17 protein-coding genes are annotated in these 19,468 nt (G+C 60.4%); 3 read left to right on the top strand and 14 right to left on the bottom strand.

The genetic code is table 11. The annotated features are described in order from the left end of the window. The first annotated feature begins 202 nt into the window (after positions 1 to 202). The 3 genes from EXQ56_12890 to EXQ56_12880 are packed head-to-tail and all read left to right on the top strand — an operon-like array spanning position 203 to position 2,843. The gene (locus EXQ56_12890; protein MSO21326.1) at positions 203 to 1,249 is read left to right on the top strand and encodes an ATP-binding cassette domain-containing protein; all 1,047 of its coding nucleotides are present in this window, start codon (positions 203 to 205) and stop codon (positions 1,247 to 1,249) included. Next, positions 1,246 to 2,058, top strand: coding sequence for a hypothetical protein (locus tag EXQ56_12885; protein ID MSO21325.1), 813 nt, complete (start codon positions 1,246 to 1,248; stop codon positions 2,056 to 2,058). The genes EXQ56_12890 and EXQ56_12885 overlap by 4 nt, the downstream gene beginning before the upstream one ends. Further along, positions 1,980 to 2,843 carry a hypothetical protein gene (locus tag EXQ56_12880; protein MSO21324.1) on the top strand — a complete coding sequence of 288 codons (864 nt, stop codon included), beginning with the start codon at positions 1,980 to 1,982 and terminating at the stop codon, positions 2,841 to 2,843. The genes EXQ56_12885 and EXQ56_12880 overlap by 79 nt, the downstream gene beginning before the upstream one ends. A gap of 77 nt (positions 2,844 to 2,920) precedes the next feature. On the opposite strand, the gene EXQ56_12875 is transcribed toward EXQ56_12880, so the two are convergent. The 14 genes from EXQ56_12875 to EXQ56_12810 all read right to left on the bottom strand — a co-directional run bounded on the left by EXQ56_12875 (position 2,921) and on the right by EXQ56_12810 (position 19,370). Further along, positions 2,921 to 4,423: a tripartite tricarboxylate transporter permease gene (locus EXQ56_12875; protein ID MSO21323.1), complete on the bottom strand. Its 1,503-nt coding sequence runs from the start codon at positions 4,421 to 4,423 to the stop codon at positions 2,921 to 2,923. Positions 4,424 to 4,475: 52 nt separating this feature from the next. Beyond that, positions 4,476 to 6,167: a hypothetical protein gene (locus EXQ56_12870; protein MSO21322.1), complete on the bottom strand. Its 1,692-nt coding sequence runs from the start codon at positions 6,165 to 6,167 to the stop codon at positions 4,476 to 4,478. Positions 6,168 to 6,287: 120 nt separating this feature from the next. Continuing rightward, positions 6,288 to 6,545 (bottom strand): GNAT family N-acetyltransferase, encoded by a 258-nt coding sequence (locus EXQ56_12865; GenBank protein MSO21321.1) that lies wholly within the window; start codon positions 6,543 to 6,545, stop codon positions 6,288 to 6,290. Continuing rightward, positions 6,546 to 6,821, bottom strand: coding sequence for a hypothetical protein (locus EXQ56_12860; protein ID MSO21320.1), 276 nt, complete (start codon positions 6,819 to 6,821; stop codon positions 6,546 to 6,548). 34 nt (positions 6,822 to 6,855) lie between these two features. Then, positions 6,856 to 7,341 carry a tripartite tricarboxylate transporter TctB family protein gene (locus EXQ56_12855; protein ID MSO21319.1) on the bottom strand — a complete coding sequence of 162 codons (486 nt, stop codon included), beginning with the start codon at positions 7,339 to 7,341 and terminating at the stop codon, positions 6,856 to 6,858. A gap of 127 nt (positions 7,342 to 7,468) precedes the next feature. Then, positions 7,469 to 8,416: a tripartite tricarboxylate transporter substrate binding protein gene (locus tag EXQ56_12850; GenBank protein ID MSO21318.1), complete on the bottom strand. Its 948-nt coding sequence runs from the start codon at positions 8,414 to 8,416 to the stop codon at positions 7,469 to 7,471. Between the two features lie 61 nt (positions 8,417 to 8,477). Beyond that, positions 8,478 to 9,563: a tricarballylate utilization 4Fe-4S protein TcuB gene (gene tcuB, locus EXQ56_12845; GenBank protein ID MSO21317.1), complete on the bottom strand. Its 1,086-nt coding sequence runs from the start codon at positions 9,561 to 9,563 to the stop codon at positions 8,478 to 8,480. Positions 9,564 to 9,621: 58 nt separating this feature from the next. Further along, complete coding sequence (gene tcuA, locus EXQ56_12840; protein ID MSO21316.1) at positions 9,622 to 11,016, bottom strand: FAD-dependent tricarballylate dehydrogenase TcuA; 1,395 nt, start codon at positions 11,014 to 11,016, stop codon at positions 9,622 to 9,624. A 30-nt stretch (positions 11,017 to 11,046) separates the two neighbouring features. Beyond that, the gene (locus tag EXQ56_12835; protein ID MSO21315.1) at positions 11,047 to 12,444 is read right to left on the bottom strand and encodes an MBL fold metallo-hydrolase; all 1,398 of its coding nucleotides are present in this window, start codon (positions 12,442 to 12,444) and stop codon (positions 11,047 to 11,049) included. 122 nt (positions 12,445 to 12,566) lie between these two features. Further along, positions 12,567 to 14,432: a TRAP transporter permease gene (locus EXQ56_12830; GenBank protein ID MSO21314.1), complete on the bottom strand. Its 1,866-nt coding sequence runs from the start codon at positions 14,430 to 14,432 to the stop codon at positions 12,567 to 12,569. Positions 14,433 to 14,490: 58 nt separating this feature from the next. Then, complete coding sequence (locus EXQ56_12825; GenBank protein MSO21313.1) at positions 14,491 to 15,519, bottom strand: TAXI family TRAP transporter solute-binding subunit; 1,029 nt, start codon at positions 15,517 to 15,519, stop codon at positions 14,491 to 14,493. 45 nt (positions 15,520 to 15,564) lie between these two features. Continuing rightward, positions 15,565 to 16,698 (bottom strand): potassium channel protein, encoded by a 1,134-nt coding sequence (locus EXQ56_12820; protein MSO21312.1) that lies wholly within the window; start codon positions 16,696 to 16,698, stop codon positions 15,565 to 15,567. A 261-nt stretch (positions 16,699 to 16,959) separates the two neighbouring features. After that, a complete protein-coding gene (locus EXQ56_12815; protein MSO21311.1) occupies positions 16,960 to 18,729 on the bottom strand; it encodes a hypothetical protein in 1,770 nt (589 codons plus the stop codon). Between the two features lie 32 nt (positions 18,730 to 18,761). Then, positions 18,762 to 19,370: a DUF4136 domain-containing protein gene (locus EXQ56_12810; protein MSO21310.1), complete on the bottom strand. Its 609-nt coding sequence runs from the start codon at positions 19,368 to 19,370 to the stop codon at positions 18,762 to 18,764. Positions 19,371 to 19,468 lie beyond the last annotated feature (98 nt).

Here is a 19,468-nt window from a genome sequence, read left to right as displayed (position 1 = left end):
AGTACAACACCCGCAGGCCGCACTCGGCGCTCGGCTATAGGCCCCCGGCGCCGGGGGCCTATAGCCCTGTCAAAAACCCAGTTTCTCGGCCTCAGGTTGTGATGTAAACTCTCTCACAAGGATTGGTACAAAATCTCGGGCGGGTCAATAGCCTATCGGGTATAGTACGAAGGATCGCTTCATTGGATACTGGGCCCTCTTCATGATCGAAGTTGAACATCTCTCGAAGACTTTTCAGATTCACAAAAAGGAGCCTGGACTGGCAGGATCGCTGCGCTCATTGTTCCATCGTGTCTATATCGATAAACACGCGGTCCGGGACATTTCCTTCCAAATCGGCGAGGGTGAGATCGTTGGACTAGTCGGCGCGAACGGTGCGGGAAAGACCACCATCGTGAAGATGCTCGCCGGCATCATCCACCCCACCAGCGGGCGCGCCCGCGTGCTGGGCTACACGCCATGGGAGCGCGACAACCGCTTCCGCCGCCAGATTGCGCTCATTATGGGACAGAAGGCGCAGCTCTGGTGGGATCTGCCCGCCGCCGACTGCTTTCTGCTGCTCAAGGAAATTTACCAGATACCCGAAAAACAATTACGCGCAACGCTGGAGGACCTGACCAGCACGCTCGAAGTCCGCGATCAGTTGCAGGTGCAGATTCGGCGGCTCTCGCTCGGCGAACGCATGAAGATGGAACTGATCGCCGCGCTGCTGCACTCCCCGCGCGTGGTGTTTCTCGACGAGCCGACTATCGGCCTCGACCTTACCGCGCAGCGCGCCATCCGGGAATTTCTGCTGCGCTACCAGGCCGAGCGCCGCCCCGCCATGATTCTCACCAGCCACTACATGGAGGACATCGAGCGCCTCTGCCGCCGCATCATCATCCTGCGCGAAGGCGAGATCGTCTTCGACGGCTCGCTCGAAAAAGTCGTCGCTGACTACGCGGATCACAAAGTCATCACCGCGCACTTACGCAAGCCGGACGCAATGGACACAGCAGCGCCAACGATAGCGAATGAGGCGGACGGGCTGGGCTTGCTCGGCGTGGTCGAGCAGCGCACCACGGACATGGTGCGCTTGCGCGTGGATCGCGCGCGCGTTGCGGAAGCGGCCGCCGAGTTGCTGCGCCGTCTGCCGGTCATCGACCTGGCCATCGAGGACGCCGATATCGGCACGGTGATCGAGCGCATTCAGCGCGCCCGCCAGCCGGACCTTCAACACCAAGCGATGTCTTCCACGGAGGAGCAATGAGGCCCACGCTGCTGTGGCACATCTTCAGCGTGGAGGCGCGCAAGCGCATGTCCTACCGCGCCGACTTCTGGATCAATTCGCTTGGCGGCATCGCCGTCAGTTTCAGCGTGTTCTGGGCCATCACCCACGCCATGTTTTCCTCGTCCGGAAAAACCGAGATCGCCGGCTACTCGGTCAGCGGCATGTTGCTTTATTACGTCTTCGCCTCGCTCACCGGCCGCGTCGCGCAATCCAATGAGGTCGAGTTGGCCGCGTCGCAGGACATCTACGACGGCAGCCTCTCCCGCTACCTGCTCTATCCAGTTCCCTACGCCGCGGTGAAGTACGCGCAACAGGCGGGTAGGCTTGCGCCGCAGATATTGCAGATGATTTTTTTCGGCCTTGCGGCCCCGTTGCTGATCGGCATTCCGGATGAGATTCACATCACCTCTGGCACCGTCGCCATGTATGTGCTCTCGCTGGCGGTGGCCAATCTGCTGCACTATCTGCTGCTGCTGCCCATTCAGGCCGTGGCATTTTGGGCTGACAATGTTTGGAGTCTGGTGGTGGCCTCGCGCTTCACCGCATCGCTGCTCGGCGGACTGCTGCTGCCTCTGGACATGTTCCCTCCGTGGTCCCGGCCTATTCTTGACGCGCTTCCCTTCGCTTATCTTTATTCGCTCCCGGTGCGTGTTCTGCTCGGTCGCGCGTCCATGTCGGAGTGGGCCACGGGATTGGCGATCGCCGCGGGATGGTGCCTCCTCTTCGCATTTGTTTTTCGCTTGATTTGGCGCCGCGGCAATTTGCAGTACACCGGGGTGGGCATATGATGCGCTATCTTCGGCTCTACGCCGCCTTCATACGATTCTCGTTCAGCAAGGCCATGGAGTTCCGCATCGATTTCTTCTTCCGCATCGGCATGGACATCATCTGGAACATTGTGAATATCTCGTTTTTCTGGATACTCTACCAGCACACCCCGCTGCTCGGCGGATGGACGTTCGATCAGATGCTGGTCTTCGCCGGCGGCGTCTTCGTGGTGGATGCCGTACATATGACCCTGTTCTCGAACAATATGTGGTGGCTACCCACCTACATCAACAAGGGGGACGTGGATTACCACCTCGTGCGCCCAGTTTCCTCATTGTTCGTCCTGAGCGTTCGGGACTTCGCCGCCAATTCGTTCGTAAATCTTTTGATGGCCTGCGGCATTCTGACCTGGGTTCTGGCGCGCTACCCCGGCAAGCTGGGCGCGGCCTCAATCCTGCTGTTTCTTGTTCTACTGCTGGTCGGCGTGGTGCTGCATTACGCGCTCAGTATGCTGTTCATCATTCCCACGTTTTGGTTACACGCTTCCGGCGGCCTGCGCGAAATCTTATGGGCCACGGAGCAATATATGACGCGACCGCACGGCATCTTTCAGGGCTGGATGGCACGCATCCTGGTCTCTATTCTGCCCTTCGGCCTGATCGTTTCATTCCCCACGCGCATACTTTTTGAAGGCCCGTCGCCAACGCTGCTCGCGCACATGTTCGCGGTTACCGGCGTGGTATTTTTCCTGATGACCAGCCTGTGGCGCGCCGGCCTGCGCGCCTATTCCTCCGCTTCATCGTAGGTGGCGCCGTTAACAGCGCCGCGCGCGTAAGCAAGCGGCCCCGCCCCCGCTACGCCCCCAGCATCGGGTCCTCTCGCTTACGCGCGCGGCACTGTCACGCGACGGCGGGCAATCCATTTGATGATCGCGGGAATGATCAGCACACAAGCGGCCAGCGAGAGCAGCGTCGCTGACAATGGGCGCGTGAAGAACACCGTGCCGTCGCCCTGCGCGATGGCCAGCGCACGGCGGAACTGCTGTTCAGCCATCGGCCCGAGGATCAGGCCGATAATCGCCGGAGCGACAGGGATGTCAGCGCGCCGCATCAAGTAACCCACTACGCCAACGCCGTACATAAGGCCAACATCAAATACGGAGTTGTTCAAGCTGTAAGTTCCCAGCGCAGCGAACACCAGGATGCCGCCGTAAAGCAACGGCCGTGGGATTTCCAGCAAACGCGCCCACAGCGGAGCCAGCGGCAGATTCAGCACCAGAAGCATCACGTTGCCGACATAGAGGCTGGCAATTAGTCCCCAGACCAACTCCGGGTTGGTGGTAAACAGCAGAGGCCCCGGCTGAATATTGTATTGTTGAAACGCGGCCAGCATGATTGCCGCCGTGGCCGATGTGGGCAGACCGAGCGTTAACAGCGGGACCAACACGCCCGCCGCCGCGGCGTTGTTGGCAGCCTCCGGCCCGGCAACGGCTTCAATGGCGCCTTTACCAAACTCCTCGGGATGATGCGAAAGCTTCTTCTCCAGCCAGTAGGAGAGAAACGTGGGAATCTCCGCACCTCCCACCGGCAGCGCACCAATCGGGAAACCGAGCGCCGTACCCCGCAGCCACGGCTTCCATGAGCGCGACCAATCCGCGCGCGTCATCCACGTCCAGCCACGCACCTTGGTGAGGCTCAAGTCCTCCTGCTTCTGCGTGGCCAGGAAGATCGTCTCACCCACGGCGAACAATCCGACGACAACCACAACGACATCAATTCCGTCGAGCAACTGCGGCACCCCGAATGTATAGCGCGCCTGCCCAGTCTGCAAGTCGATGCCAACCAAGCCCAGCGCCAGTCCGCAGAACAGGCTCACAAATCCGCGCATGGGAGTGTCGCCCAGTACCGCCGAAATGGTGGTGAAACCAAGGACGATCAGCGCAAAGTATTCCGCCGGACCAAATGATAGCGCGAACTCCACCAGGACCGGCGCGGCGAAGGTGAGGCCAATCGTGCCAAGAGTTCCCGCGACAAACGATCCGATGGCAGCGGTAGCCAACGCGGCGGACGCGCGACCAGCACGGGCCATCTGGTGCCCGTCGATGGCGGTGATCATGCTGCCACTCTCGCCGGGCGTGTTCATCAGGATCGAGGTCGTCGATCCGCCGTACATCGCGCCGGAGTATATGCCTGCGAACATGATGAACGCGCTGGTGGGATCAAGCTGAAAAGTTACCGGCAGCAGCAGGGCGACGGTCAGCGCCGGACCAATGCCCGGCAGGATACCGACGATAGTTCCAAGCACCACGCCCACGAGTGCCCAAAAAATATTTCCAACGGTCAGAGCAACTCCGAACCCGTGCATTAAAGCGGAAAAAGATTCCATCGTTGGGATTGTACTCGATCGGAAATATTGAAGTTCGTGAACAGCGCCCGGATTACTCGCCGAGTGCGAAAACCATCAGCACGTTACTGCCGCCGACGCCTTTCAGTTCAGGATAAAGTTGCGCGAGGTGCATCGACCCGGAGGTGCGCCCGCCCAGGGCCACGGCGACGTATTGCTTGCCATCCACTGCATAGCTGATGGGATAGCCGGTGATGGGCGCGCTGAGCGGAATGTCCCACAAGACCTTCCCGTTGTCGGCGTCCAGCGCGCGGAAGTTGCGGTGCATGTCGCCGACAAACACCAGCCCCCCGCCAGTGGCCAGCGGCGAACCCATCGCCGCGCGTGTGTCAAACGTCCACATCGCCTCGCCCGTCGAAGCCGAGACCGCCATCAGGCGACCCACGTTTCCGCCCGATCCTTCCATGTGCAATATCTCGTCATACTTCACACCGGAAGTGGATTTATCGAGCGGCAATATTTCAAACACCGTGCACTCGTTGCTCACCGGACTGAACACTGCGTTGCTCTTCGGGCTGAAGGCTTTGCTCTGGAACAGTTTTCCGCCGCGCATTCCGGGGCAGACTTTCTGCACGTCTCCAATTTTCTTGGGGATAATGTCCGTGTTGGTGGTGATCGCGCCGGTCTTCGCATCAATGCTCTTGTAAAGATTCTGGAACGGCACGATCTGCTTGTGCCACAAATAGCTCCCCTTCTCGCGATCGAACGCCCACAAGATGCCGGGCTTGCCCAGCGCGTAGACGACCTTGCGCTCCACGCCGTTCATGCGCACGTTGGCCAGGATGGGATTGTCCTGATGATCCATGTCGAAGTTGTCGCGCGGCTGCATCTGGAAATGCCATTTGATCGCGCCGGTGGCGGCATCGAGTGCCAGGATTGAATTCGAGTAGAGCAGCGAGCCGCTGCCCGTTCCCTTCAGAATTTCCGGATAAGGATACGGACTCGCCGTGGTCCAGTAGACCAACTTCAACTGCGGATCGTAACTGCCCGTCAGCCAGAACGACGCCTTGCGCCGCTGGTCATAGGGCGCGCCGCCCCAACTGGCATTGGCCTCCGCCGAATCATTCGGCCCCGCCACGGACTCGCGCCGCCACAGATGCTTGCCCGTGTCGGCATCATACGCGCTGACGGAGCATGGCTCGGGCGTACCCACACCGCAGGTCATCCCCGCGAATATTTTCCCGTCGCCCGCGATGGGGCCAGACGAAAAGTCCACGCGCTTTTCGTGGTCGGCGGCCTTGGTCTCCCAAACCATCTTGCCCGTCCGCGCATCGAGCGCAACAACGTAAGCGTCCGGGGAAGTCATATAAATCCGGTCGCGATAGATGACCAGATTGCGCGTCGTCGCGCTCAACATGTCGCGCTCCAGCTTGCGCCGGTACTCCCAGATCACGTTTCCGTTTTTGGCATCGAGCGCCTGCACCACGCCGCCGTTGTGCGGCAGATACATCACGCCACGATAGACAATCGGCTCCTGCTCCGACTGCCCGGCCTCCATCCCCCACGCCCACGCCAACCGCAACTTGCCTACATTTTGCTTGTTGATCTGCTCCAGCGGGCTGTAGCCGCTGACCGTCTGATCACGCCGCCACATCAGCCAGTCGCCCCCGGCAGGCTTCTGCAACACGGCGTCGCTCACCGGCACAAAGCCAGGCTGCTGGGCCGACGCTGAAAGTGTCATTATGAGAAGAGCAATGAATGCAGTTAGTCTTATGCGATGGATCATGTTCAACTTTCTCTCAATCTGGTTGTCCAACAACCTGAGATCATCCTCTTGAAAAGTCACCGGTAATCCACAGCGTACGCTCTCAAGTGCGGAGTTTCAACAATCTGATCCAATCCTCAGTCAAGCAGTGAGGATCAGAGAGATATCATCCCAACCGTGAAAAGCGTCCGGGTATTCCGCGCCATCAATTTTGGCCACGCTCTCGCGTATTACTCGTCCACCCAATCGCTCATAGAACTTTCGGGATGAGTTCGCCGCCAGCACACAGATGCTCAAACTTCGATAGCCTCGCTTCATCAGTTCTTCCGCGACTGCGCGGAAAAGTCTCCCCCCAATACCGGCTCTCTGGAATTCCTCCAACAGATAGATAGAGCTAATTTATGATTCGAATTCAGGGGTATCCCCGCGTTGCTTTTCACCGGTTGCAAATCCGACGAGACTTCCGTCCGCCAGGTGGGCCACAAAGATCGCCTGCTTGAATGCAGGATCGGAGAGCAGCATTGCCCATCGGCGGCTTCGGTCTTCCACCGAAAGGCTATACAGCAGTTCAGACGGCAGGATCCCTGCATACGTAGCCTGCCAGCTTCGAACATGGACGCGCGCAATGGCGTCCGCATCGGACAGATTACCTTCGCGAATGAAAACGTCTTCCATGCTAAGGATACGTGAAAACCAGGCAACCCCGCTATCAACCAACGAAGGAGAGAACGCCGGATGGGAGGGTCAGGCCAAGGCCCTTCGAGAATGCCAGGAAACAGACTGAAGAAAGGACCAAGCCTGCTACGCCATCGCGGAAGGGCCTCCTGCTGCCGAAGGCTCGGGCCACCAACCAGAACTGCGCAGCGCAGGCGAGAATGAAACCCGCTGGCTCCAGCAAAACGAGTGTCAACACAAGAGCCAGCGCCAGATGGATCAATGGCGGCCAGTTGACAGGTATTCCGGTTGTCTCCTGCTCTGCCGATTCGTTGCGGAGAAAACCCGCCGCCAGGAACCAGCCGCCCAGCGCCAGCAAGCCCACGGCCACCACGTAGGGAAAGAAACGCGGACCGATGCGGTCATAGCCCGCGCCAAAGTTTATGCCGCTCAACCCCAATGCCAGCAGGCCTCCGAGCACCGCGACGGTCAGACCGATGCAAACATCCGTCTTCACGATTCCACATTGGCGATGGCGCATGATGGATAACCCCAAGCACTGTCATTCTGAGCGCAGCGCAGGAACTGCTGTGCCCTTACAAGTTGAGAAAAACAGATTCTTCGCTGCGCTCAGAATGACAACGTAAAGCGATACGCCGCGCAATTACTTATTTCACTAGCCCGATGGAGCGCAACACTTCTGTTGCGCGTTTGTCTTCGTCCTTGAGATAGGCGTCGAATGGCGCGCCGGATTGATAGAGATCAATCCAGTCATTCTTCTTGAGAATGTCCTTCCACTGCTGCGACTGGTGCATCTTGTCCACCATCGCGACCAACGCGGCCTTCTGCGGAACGCTGATGCCGGGCGGCGCGACCACGCCGCGCCAGTTAGCCAGCGTCAGATTCACGCTCTGCTCGGTGAAGGTGGGAATGTCCATGCCCGCCAACCGCTTGTCGGACGAGATGGCCAGCGCACGCAGCTTGCCCGACTTGATGAACGGGACGAGTTCTCCAAGGCCATTAATCCCCGCCGCCACCTGATTGCCGATCAGCGAAGCAATGGACTCGCCGCCGCCGGAGTGCGGCACGTAATTCACCTTGTTCACATCCACGCCAGAGGCTTTAGCGAGCAACCCCGCCAGCATGTGATCCGTCCCGCCCGCCGAGCCTCCCGCGATAGCCATTCCCGGATTCTCCTTCCACGCCTTCATGAAGTCCGCTAGCGTTTTATAGGGAGAAGCCGCGGGCACCACCAGCACTTCGTACTCACCGGTGAGCCGCGCGATGGGCGTAATCTGCGCCAGCGTTACGGGAGATTTATTGGTGAGCACCGCTCCCACCATGATCAGGCCCATGGCCATCAGCACGTCGGGCTTGGCTTTGTCATTGCTGACAAACTGCGCCAGACCAATGGTGCCGCCCGCGCCGGGCACGTTCATCACCTTTACGGGCGAGGCGATGCCACCCTGCTGCAACGCCTGCTGCATCATGCGCGCCGTCTGATCCCACCCGCCGCCCGGAGCCGCCGGCGCAATGATCGTAAGACTCTTCATCTGCGCCATCGCGCTACCAGTCAGTATGAGACCCAGCAGCATGGCAACCATAACTTTTCGCATATTCACCATCGTTCCCTCGTCTTTTATCTTTTTTTAGCTCACTCATTATAACGCCGCCGGATCAAATTTCTCCGACAGGAAGTTTCACCGGGCGGCGCTTCTCCAGCGCATTCAGCACCAGCGCCGCCGAACGATAGATCGCATGCACGAATTTTCCATACGGCATGGTAATAAATAGCCCCGCAACTATGCCAAGATGAATCGCCAGCACCACGCCCATCGCGGAGGACTCGCGCAGGATCAGCAACAAAAATCCGGTGAGGCTGGTGAGAAACAGCATGGCCAGAAACGTGGTATCCATTCCCGACTGCTTGCGGTCCTGCGTCTCGGGATCGCGAGCGATTTTCAGCCACATCAAGCCCACGGGCCCGATCAGCAGTCCGATGCCGCCGATGGTTCCGAAAACAACAGGGACGCTGAGCAGCGCGTAGGGCGCTTGCCATCCCAGCAAGTTGTGATACACGGCGGCCACGCTGGTTGCGGCGAAGCAAAATAGAAAACCGTAGAAAGTCAGATGATGAAACGTCCGCCGCGCCGTTGACGGCACTTCATCCGGATACGCGCAACCTTCTCCGCCTCCATCCAAATAGCGCAGCGTCATCGCGTCCACTATCGCCTGCTGCATCGCCTTCCCGTCAAACAGCGTGGCGAGCGGCTCACCGAGGTCTCGCCAGAATCGCCATAGCCCGGCGGCGAAGGCAACGGCCACGCCAATGCCCAACAGTAAAAAAACCGCGATCATCGCGCCGTGCGGCATCACGCGATAGAACGCACCATCGGCCACCGCGTGCGCGCCGAAGAAAACTCCCGGCGCGGCAACGGCATAAAGGTAAGTCATAAACAGCAGCGGCGCGATCAATGCACCCAACGCCAAAGCCAAACCGTTATGCGCGAACAATCCCTTCAGCGCGCCGGGCCAGGCGTACTCGCTATAAGTCTGGCGGCGAATCTCCGCCATGGTCTGCGGGATATGGACCGCGAATTCATGCGGTGGCGCGTACTGGCAGGAGTAATAACACTCGCCACAATCGTGGCAAAGATTGGCGAGGTAGAGCAGGTCCTTCTCGCCGAACTCCATTCGCCGTTCCATCGCGGGGAAGACAGCGCAGAAGCCTTCACAGTAGCGGCAGGCGTTGCAGATGCGCATGACGCGCTCGCCATCCTGCAGAATGGCCAGCGTCAGCTTACCCGTTCCGGGTTGTGCATTAGGCGTGGGCACGGCGCGCAGCCTCCTCTCCGGCGATACGACCGAACACCGTGCCGATGGCCATGCCCAGACCCGCGAGATACCCCTTGCCCAAAATATTGCCTGCCATAATCTCACCGGCGGCGAAGACATTGTCCAACTTCCGGTTCTCCTCGAAACAAACTTCAGCGCGCTCGTTCACCGCCACGCCCAGGTAGGTGAAGGTGATGCCGGGGCGCAGTGGGTAAGCGTAATACGGTGGCCGTTCGATGCGGAGCGCCCAGTGCGACTTCGCCGGCTGCAAGTCCTCGGTCGAGCAGTTGTCGAGGATGGCGTGATCAAACTTTCCGGGGCGCACCGCCGCGTTGTACTCGGCGACCGTCCGCTCCAGCGCCTGCGGATCAAGCTTCAAGGCGTCCGCAAGCTCGCGCAGCGAGCGTGCCTGAATGGGCGGGAACACGGGCGGCATGAACCCACCCATCGCCTGCGAATCGATAATCGTGTAAGCGATCTGCCCAGGCTGCTGCGCGACGAGTCGTCCCCAAATCGCGTAGCGCTTCGGCCAGAAATCTTCGCCCTCATCGTAGAAGCGCTGCGCGTGTTGATTGACGGTGATGCCGAGCGAGACGCAATCGACGCGCGTGATGATCCCTCCATCAAAGCGCGGCGCGCGCGCGTCGATGGCCACGCAGTGGCACTGCGTGGGATCGGATACGGTCCGCGCGCCTTGATTCATCAGCAGACGCAGTATGTGTCCGTTGTCGTAGGGCGTGCCACGAATCAGGAAATTATTGGCGGCCTCGCCCCAGGCCGAGCGCAACCACTCGATGTTGGCTTGAAATCCACCCGCCGCTGCCACCAGCGTTTTAGCCCGCACTACCTCAGTGAATCCCTTGCGCACGACGACGGCGGAGTGAAATCGCCCATCACGAAAATTCAGTTCGTTCACTTCGGCGTTGTACTCGATCTCGATCCCCATTCTTTCCGCGGCGCGATAATAACCGTTCAACAGCGCCTTTCCGCCGCCGAGGAAAAATGCATTGGTGCGCGAGAGGTGCAGCGTCCCGCCGAGCGATGGTTGAAATCGTGCGCCGTGCGCGCGCATCCACGGGCGGCACTCAGATGTTTGGCGAATCACCATGCGCGCCAGCTTTTCGTCGGTGTGGCCGGCGGTTACCTTGAGCAGGTCTTCCCAATATTCGTTTTCGCCATAGGAATCGGTGAGCACATCGGCGGGCGCATCGTGCATGCAGCGGAAGTTGCGCGTGTGGCGGCTGTTGCCTCCGCGAAAATGTTTCGGAGCGGCCTCCAGCACAATCACGCTGGCGCCGGCCTGGCGCGCGGTGATGGCGGCGCAGAGCGCGGCATTGCCGCCTCCGACGATCAGCACATCATAAAGTTGATTAGGGTCCAAGCCTTCTCACTCTCGCACTTTGTTGCTGATCTATTGCGCCGGCACGGCAGTTGTTTCCACAGGCAGTTGCAGCGCCAACCACGCATCGTACCCACCCACCAGATTGATCACTTCGCGCAGGCCCGCCCGCTGCAGCAAGCTGCACGCGATGGCGCTGCGGTATCCGCTCTTGCAATGTACAACGGAGGGCCGCGCACGATCGAGATCACTCAGATGCTTGCTTAATTGATCGAGCGGCCGCAACGTCGCGCCCGGAAGATGGCCTTCTTTCCATTCGCTGCTTCGGCGCACGTCCAGCACATTAAACGTGCCCGGCTCCTCGCGCATCATGCGCGCCAGCTCCGGTGCGGTAATCTGCGGGAGCCGCACCACATCGTGTCCGGCGCTGATCCACGCGGTGATGCCTTCGTCCAGAAATCCCAGTGTGCCGTCGAGTCCCACGCGCGACAGCCGCAGCCGAGCCGCTTCGACCTGCTCGGCATTCTCGGCGATCAGGATGAGCCGTGCGTCCAGGCCGAGCAACGAACCTGCCCAGAAAGCGAACTGCCCGCTGAGAGAAATGTGCAATGAGCCGGAGATATGCGCGCCGTTGAACTGATCCGTTGAACGAACATCGAGCAACACCGCACCCTTTGCCGTTTCAGCCATTACATCGGCAGGCGACAGCACGCGCAGCGGCGGCAGAGCCTCCAACGGCGGCGCGCCGACGCGATTGATCTCGGCGTCCAGCGCGAAATATCCCGGCCTCTCCGGCAACTCCGCTGTCAGTAGTTTCACGAACTCGTCCTGCGATCGCGCCTGCAACGCGTAGTTCCCTGCCCGCTCTTTGCCAATCGTGGAGACGCGCTCTTCGCTCAATCGCCGTCCGCACATGGAGCCGGCTCCGTGCGCGGGATACACCTCGACACCATCGGCCAGCGGCAACAGCTTGGTTTGCAAACTGGTATAGAGCATGGCGGCCAATTCCTGCGGCGTTTTGTCGGCGGATAGATCCGGCCTCCCCACATCTCCGATGAAGAGTGTGTCGCCCGTCAACACGGCGTATGGCTCCGGCCCCTTGTTCAAATCAGTTACCAGCACCGAGATACTTTCCATCGTGTGGCCCGGCGTTTCCAGGAAGCGCAATTTGCAGCGGCCAAACGCTATCTGGTCGCCATCGTGAACCGGCACATGAGGAAACGTCGCGCCCGCCTGATGGCCCAGATAAATCTTCGCTCCGGTGCGGTCGGCCAGTTCGCGATGGCCGGAGACGAAATCGGCGTGCAGGTGGGTTTCGATGATGTGCTGAATCTTCAGGCCGTGGTCCGCGGCAAAGGCTTCGTAGATTTTGACGTCGCGCTGCGGATCGACCACGGCAGCCACGCCCTCCGATCCGATCAGGTAGGAGGCGTGCGACAGGCAGGCGAGATAGAAAGATTCGAAGGTCATAGTCACCTCTCTATTGTATTCGTAAATTGCGTGATCCGATCCGCAACCGAGAGGGAGCGGTCACGTTCATCGATTATCAGTGACCGTTGCAGGTGCCCCCTCCCTTGCGGTCGAGGCTCTGATCACGCGCGCTTGCGCCATTGAATGGCCAGCACCGCCGCTGCGAGGATCACGCCGGGGATGTCCGTGTACAGGCCAGGGATGAGCAGGAGAATGCCGCCGACCATGAGCATGGCGCGCTCCCACCAGACCGCGCGCGCCAGCAGCCAGCCTTCGATGCCCGCGGCCAGCAGGATCACTCCGGTAATGGAAGTGGCCGCTGCGATGACCACTTCCGCCAGGCTGCCGCGCAGCAGCAGCGCCGGTTGGTAGACAAAGATGAAGGGCACCAGAAACGCGACGATCCCCAGGCGCACCGCGCGGAAGCCCACTTCGTTGGGATCGGCGCCAGCGATACCGGCGGTGGCGAACGCGGCGACGGCGACGGGCGGCGTGATGGCGGAGAGACAAGCGAAGTATAAAACGAACATATGCGCGGAGAGCACGGGAATGCCCAGGCGCACCAGCGCGGGGACGGCGACCACCGCCGTCAGAATATAGGCCGAGGGCGTCGGCATGCCCATGCCCAGAATGAGGCAGATGATCATGGTAATGATCAGCGCGGGGAGCAGATTCTGCCCGGCCATCTCGAACAACATGCCGCTGAATTTTCCGCCGAGCCCGGTGATGGCGAACGAGCCGACCAGAATGCCCGCCGAAGCCGTCGCGCCCACCACCATCACCGTGGCGCGCGCGCTCTCGTCGAGCACATCGGCGATCTTCGAGAGTCCCATGCGCGTCTCGGGCCGCACCCAGGAGACCATCACCGTCAGCGCGGCGGCCACGCCCGCGGCCTTCACGGGATTCGTGGCGGTCAGCAGCATCCAGGTCAGCGCGAGGATGGGAATCACGAATTGCCAGTTGCGCGCGATCAGTTCGCGGAACGGCGGGCCGGCTTGCTCGGGCGCGGTCTCCTTGTTTTCCTTAAGCGCCTGGAAATGCAACTGAGCGAGCGGACACAGGTAATAGAGAATGCCGGGCAGCGTGGCGGCGATGGCAATATTGACGTAGCGGATACCAGTGAACTCGGCCATCAGAAATGCCGCCGAGCCCATGATGGGCGGCATGATGCCTCCGCCAGTGGCGGCCACGGCGACGATGGCTCCCGCCTCGGCGGATTTATAGCCGACGCGCTTCATGAATGGAATTGTGAAGGTACCCGTGGTCACGGCGTCCGAGGTGGGCGAGCCGGAGAACATGCCGAACAGGCCGCAGGAGATAACGGCAACCTTCGCGGCGCCGCCGGTAGCGCGCGCGGCGAGCGATTGCGCCACACCCATGAAAAATTTTCCAGTGCCGGAGTGGAACAACGCCACGCCGAAGATGACGAACATGAAGACGTAAGTGGCCGCCACCGCCAGCGGCGCGCCGAAGATGCCGTTGAGGGTGAAGACCATCTGATCGAGAAATTCCGGCACGGTATAGACGCGATGCGAGAACACCCCAGGTAGCATATGTCCCGCCAGAGCATACGCGGCGAAGACCACGGCGATCACCAGCACGGCCCAGCCCACATAGCGGCGCGTGAGGTCGAGCACCAGAAGCAACATCAGCGCGCCGACTACAATGTCCACGCCGGTGAGCGCGTCCACCAGCGGCCAGCGATAGAGGTAGCGGTCAATCTGCGAGAAAAAATATGCGCCGCAGCCCGCCGCCAGCATTGCTTCCACGATCTCGACGGTGTTGGGCGCATCGCGGTACGCACTTCGCTCGGGACGGTAGCCGAGAAAGGCCAGCGTTAGAATGCCGGTGAGGAAAATGGCCCGTTGCAACAGCGGGTCCACGGTGCTGAGGACCACCAACCAGATTTGGAAAATCGAGAATACGACCGCAAACCAATGCAGGAATGGTTTCCAGCGGGTGTGGTCAGCGGCGGTCGAGGGGATCAAGTCGGCTCCGGAGGTTGGTAATTAAAATTACATCATCATGACAGCGAATTTTATTATGTCAAAGGGCGTCCGACGCCCGTTCTGTCGCGCGCGACGCATCCTGATAGAATCGCGCCGCGCCGGGGTGCAGAGGGATATTACTGACCTGCGGCATGGTCTCCGCCGTCAGCGACTTCATCGAGCGATGCACGGATCGCAGATAATCAAGATTCTTGAACAGCGCGCGCGTAAGATCGTACACCTCCTGCTCGGGCATCTGCGCGTTGACAATGAGCACGCAGTTGTCGCTGAAGGTGGCAACAGGGTCCGGCGCGAAGCGGTACGTTCCCCCGGGAATGACCGTGCGATACGTTCCGAGCTTCTCATTCACCGCGGCGATGGCCGCCTCCGAAATTGGCAATAGACGAAACTTGTGCTGGACGCTGGCCTCGGTAATATTGGTCTCAGGAAACTGCACGCTCAGAGCCAGCGCGTCGAGCGAATCGTCGATCATCAATTCCATGGAAGGCACCAACGCGCGGAAATAAACTTTGCCGCCCCAGGACTCGATGTCCTCATAGCTCATGCCGTAGGCGGCGAGCACCAAGCGGCTGGCCGTCTCCATGAGCGAACCGCGATACATCACGCTGATGCGCAGGGGAATACGTTGTTCTTTTATCTGCTCCAGCGAGGTAATGCCCGAAGCTTCACGGACCAGGAAGTGATAGGCCGAGTCTGTATAGACGCGGGAGATGGCGCGGACGTTGGGATATTTTTGCGTGTACGGCGGCTGGCCCTCGATGGCGAGGCGTCCCATCGCTGAGTGCAACATGCCGAGCTGCACGCGGCCCGTGTCGACCAGCGCGGCATTCGCGCCGTCCATGCCCACTTCATGCGTGATGGCCACGCCATGATTCTCGCGCCGCAACGTGTTGGCCACGCCTTCGCTGATGGCCGACCATGCGCCTGACATCGAGCCGCCCGCCAGCGTTAGTTTGGTTTGGCTGGCTCCACTGCCGCAGCCAGTGAGCGCCGCCGCCAGCAGGATCACCAGTGCAATGCGCCCACGGCGCAGCAGGACGGCCAAGAATGATAGTCTAAGTTTCATATTGACGATGATGCCCAGCCACGCTAAATGGTTTTGCGGAATGGTCTAACCGGGCCCCGCCAGCGTTTCCAACTGCCGCAGCTTTTCGATGTCGCCCATGGCAATCAGATAGTCGCCCACCGAGATGACGTGATCCGAGCCGGGATTGAACTGCACACCGCCCTGCGGCTTGCGGATCGCCATCACGATGATCCCCAGCCTTGCGCCAATCGCGGACTCCGCGAGACTGGCGCCGGCGAGATGGGAACCCTGCTCCACGCGTACTTCCTCCATTTGAAGATTCAAACCACCCTGGCTAAACGACGACAGCGCTGAATCCAGAAACGACTGCACATGCGGACGGGTCATCATGCGGGCCATCGACTCTCCGGCGTAATTATACGGTGAGATCACCGCCGAGGCTCCCGCGCGCAACAATTTGGAGTCGGCATCCTCCTCGCTGGCGCGTGCGATGATGAACAGGTCCGGCGCGAGACCGCGCGCGGTCAGTACGATGTAGACATTCTGCGCGTCCGACGTAACCGCACTCGCCAGCCCGCGTGCCTGCCCGATGTGCGCCTCGCGCAGGGTCGCTTCACTGCTGCCATCGCCGACAATCAGCGGGATGCCGTGATCGCGCACCCACTGCGCCCGTCCCGGGTCTTTCTCGATCATCACTACCGGCAACTCGCGTTCCATGATTTCCGTGGCGATGCGCCGACCCACGCGGCCTGCGCCACAGACAATGAAGTGATCGTGCAATTTGGAGATCTCTTTTTCCATGCGCCGCCGTCCAAAGAAGGAACCGAGTTCGAATTCTACCATCGCCTGCGTGAGCGATCCAATCGCAAAACCCACCACGGACACGCCAAGAACAATCAATAGGGCGTTGAACATCTGGCCTTGGGGAGAAAGTTGATTCAGCGGGTCCGCGCCGATGGTAGCCACCGTCATCAGCGTGGCGTACAGCGCCTTGAACCATCCCCAACCCTCGGTGTAGCGAAAGCCAACGGTACCGATTAAAATCAGGCAAACCAACAGCATAACCAGAGAGGACGCGCGGCTTATCAGGCGGCTGGAAGCGCGCGGCCGCCCGTGTCCCGGCCCGGCGGAGTTCGTGCCAGCGCGGCGATCGCCGTTGCCACGGGCATCGTTTTTCGAGATGGAAGACGGACTGTTGCTCGACAATTTGCTCGACAAGTGAGTGGCACTCTCCCAGGAAGCTATTGCATAACCTCGTCCCGCGGTCGTAAGGGCACGGTTTCAACCGTGCCGATAAGCCTAGTAACGAAAATGGGCTTTAGCCTCTGAGGTGCGTCGGCGGCCCTCAGCGGCTGAAGCCGCCATCTTGGGGCCACGGTTCGGCACGGTTGAAACCGTGCCCTTACACTGCTGTCCACAGGATGCGCAACAGCTTCTGAGTAAAACTACCGCCGGAATGCTGCCCTTGCGCCAACGCGATTACGGCAGCGCAAAAACGTAAATCGCGTTATGCCCGCGCGGCGTGGTCAACAGCTTCGACTGACCCATCGGACCCGCCGTGGCCGAATTGCCATCGCCGGTCATCACCGCCACATACTGCTTGCCGTTTACGGCGTAGGTGATGGTGCTCATCTGGATCACGCCGCCGAGAATCGTCTCCCATAACACTTTGCCATTCTCGGCGTCGAAGGCGTGGAAGCGGCGGTTCATATCGCCCCAGAAGATCAGTCCGCCGTCGGTAGCCAGCACCGCGCCGTTGCCGGGCGCGTAGCCTTCGCGCAGCTTCGTAACTTTTCCCGTGGAGAGGTCCACCTTCGCGAGCACCGAGGCCTTCAGCGGATCAACACCGGGACGGATAATGCCGTTGCGCATCCCGTAGCCCGACGGGCTGCTGGTCTTGGCCTGCATCTCCAGGCAGTAATCGTGATAAGGAACGTAAAGCGAGTTGGTGCCGGGATGGTAAGCCATCGGCCAGTAGCTCTTCTGATTGAAGAAACAGACCAGACTTTTGTCGCCATCTTTCTTGAAGACCTTGTCCCAATTGATGGTGGCCTTGCCGGTCTCGACGTCGACGTTCGAGAGATGAAAGTCGGGCACGTCGGCGGGAAACGGCGTGGCCCACAGGAACTCGCCCGTCGCGCGATCGAGCGCCCACATGCCGCCCGGCTCACCCATGGTTACGGTGATGTCGCGCTGCTCGCCACGCTTGATGCGCGGATTAATCCACTTCACCGCCGCCGGATCAGGATTGATGGCCGTGCGCAACTGGATGCGCTCATGAACGTGATCCGAGTCCCAATCATCGCCGGGCAGATGCTGATAATACCAAATCAGCTTGCCCGTCTCCGGGTTCAGCGCCAGCGTGGAGTTGGTGTACAGCTCGGCGGGCGAGGTGCGCGGAATGGCGTCGGGATTACCGTTGTGCCGCGTCATGCGCGGATAGGGGCGTGGATTGGCCGTGGCCCACAGAATCATCTTCCGTACGGGATCGTACGAACCGGGCAGCCCCCAGATGGACGCGATGCGCTTGTCGGTGGGCAGGCCGCCCCAGGTGTCGCCGCCCGGCTCACCTTCCGCCGCCGCGGTGAAAAACTTCCAGACTTCCTTGCCGGTGATCGCGTCGTGCGCCGAGATGAAGCAACCCTCGCGCTTGTCCGAACAGGCCCGGCCAGAGATGACCTTGCCCTCGACTACAATGGGCGCCGAAGTGTGTTGCGCGCCGGAGCCCTCTGCATTGACCAGCGTCTCCCAGCGCAGCTTGCCGTCGCGCGCGGCGATGGCCACGATGTAGCCGTCCGGCGCGGTGTAGTAGATCATGTCCTCGAAAATCGCCAGCGACTTGGCCCGAGCCGACTCGATAGTCGCCGCAGTGATATTCGCCGCGAACTTGCGCCGGTACTCCCAGATCAGGTCGCCGTTGGTGGCGTCCAGCGCCTGGACGACCGCGCCCGGAGCAACCACGTACATCACGCCTTGATGAACGATGGGGATGGTCTCGTTAGTGCCTTGCGGCATGCCGCGCGTCCAGGCCATGCGCAACTGCGCGACGGTCTGTTTGTTCACCTGCTTGAGCGGACTGAAGCGCTGCTCATCATAGGTGCGAGAGAGCATCAGCCAGTCGTCTGGGCTGGGCGAGACCAGCATCTCGCGCGTTACCGGCGCGAAGTTTTTTACCTGCGCCCGCGCGACCGAACCGGAATACATGATGCTGCCGAGCAGCAAGGCGGCAACCACAATTCTCTTTAACATGCTTCCCTTCCCGACAAACTGGGTTCAAGTTGTTACTTCTTCGGTGGATACTCCGCGAAGAGTTTCTTCACATCCTCTTCGAGTTTCCTGGCGAGCTTGGCGAAATCGCCTTCTTTATCGTTGTAGATGCCGCGCCAGACCAGATCGCGCGATTCGCGTTCCAGGATATCGATCACCAGCGTGCCCTCGGTGTATTTATCGACCACCACGCGCGTGCGCCTCCGCCCGAGCCGACCCACGCGGAAGGTGTCCACGTCGCGCTCGACCTCTGCGCCCAGCCGGTAATTCACGATCAGGTCCGGCTGCGTGGGGTCCTTGAACAGGCCATCATCGCTCAACTCCTTGCGAATGGCTGAGGCGATGCGGTCCTTCACCAGACTGCTGTTCAGCGCAGGAGCTTTTGAATTGATCACCTGCTGGCGAATATCGAATGACCCGTACTTCGAGAAGTCCTTGTCCTCATCAAAGTCCACGCTCTTGTCGTCCGCCCGCAGCGTCTGGACCAGCATACAAGCTGCCAGCAAGGCGATGAATGTCCGCAAAGTTGCTTTCCTGTCCATGCTTCCCCCCTGTGTCGTGAAATGTTGGATCGCGGCTAGTTCGCTTTGGGCTCCCAGCCGGTGGGGATCGCCTCGGCCCATGTGGTCGGGCCGACGGCAGTCATGCCGACTTCCTTCGCGTAATCCGCGGTCAGATGAATCACCTTGCCGCCCACGGCGGTCATCAGCACTTTAATGTT

This window comes from Acidobacteriota bacterium (assembly GCA_009691245.1).
GTDB lineage: Bacteria > Acidobacteriota > Terriglobia > 2-12-FULL-54-10 > 2-12-FULL-54-10 > SHUM01.
Note: the sequence above shows the minus strand (reverse complement) of the source record. Positions and strands in the feature narration are given on the sequence as shown.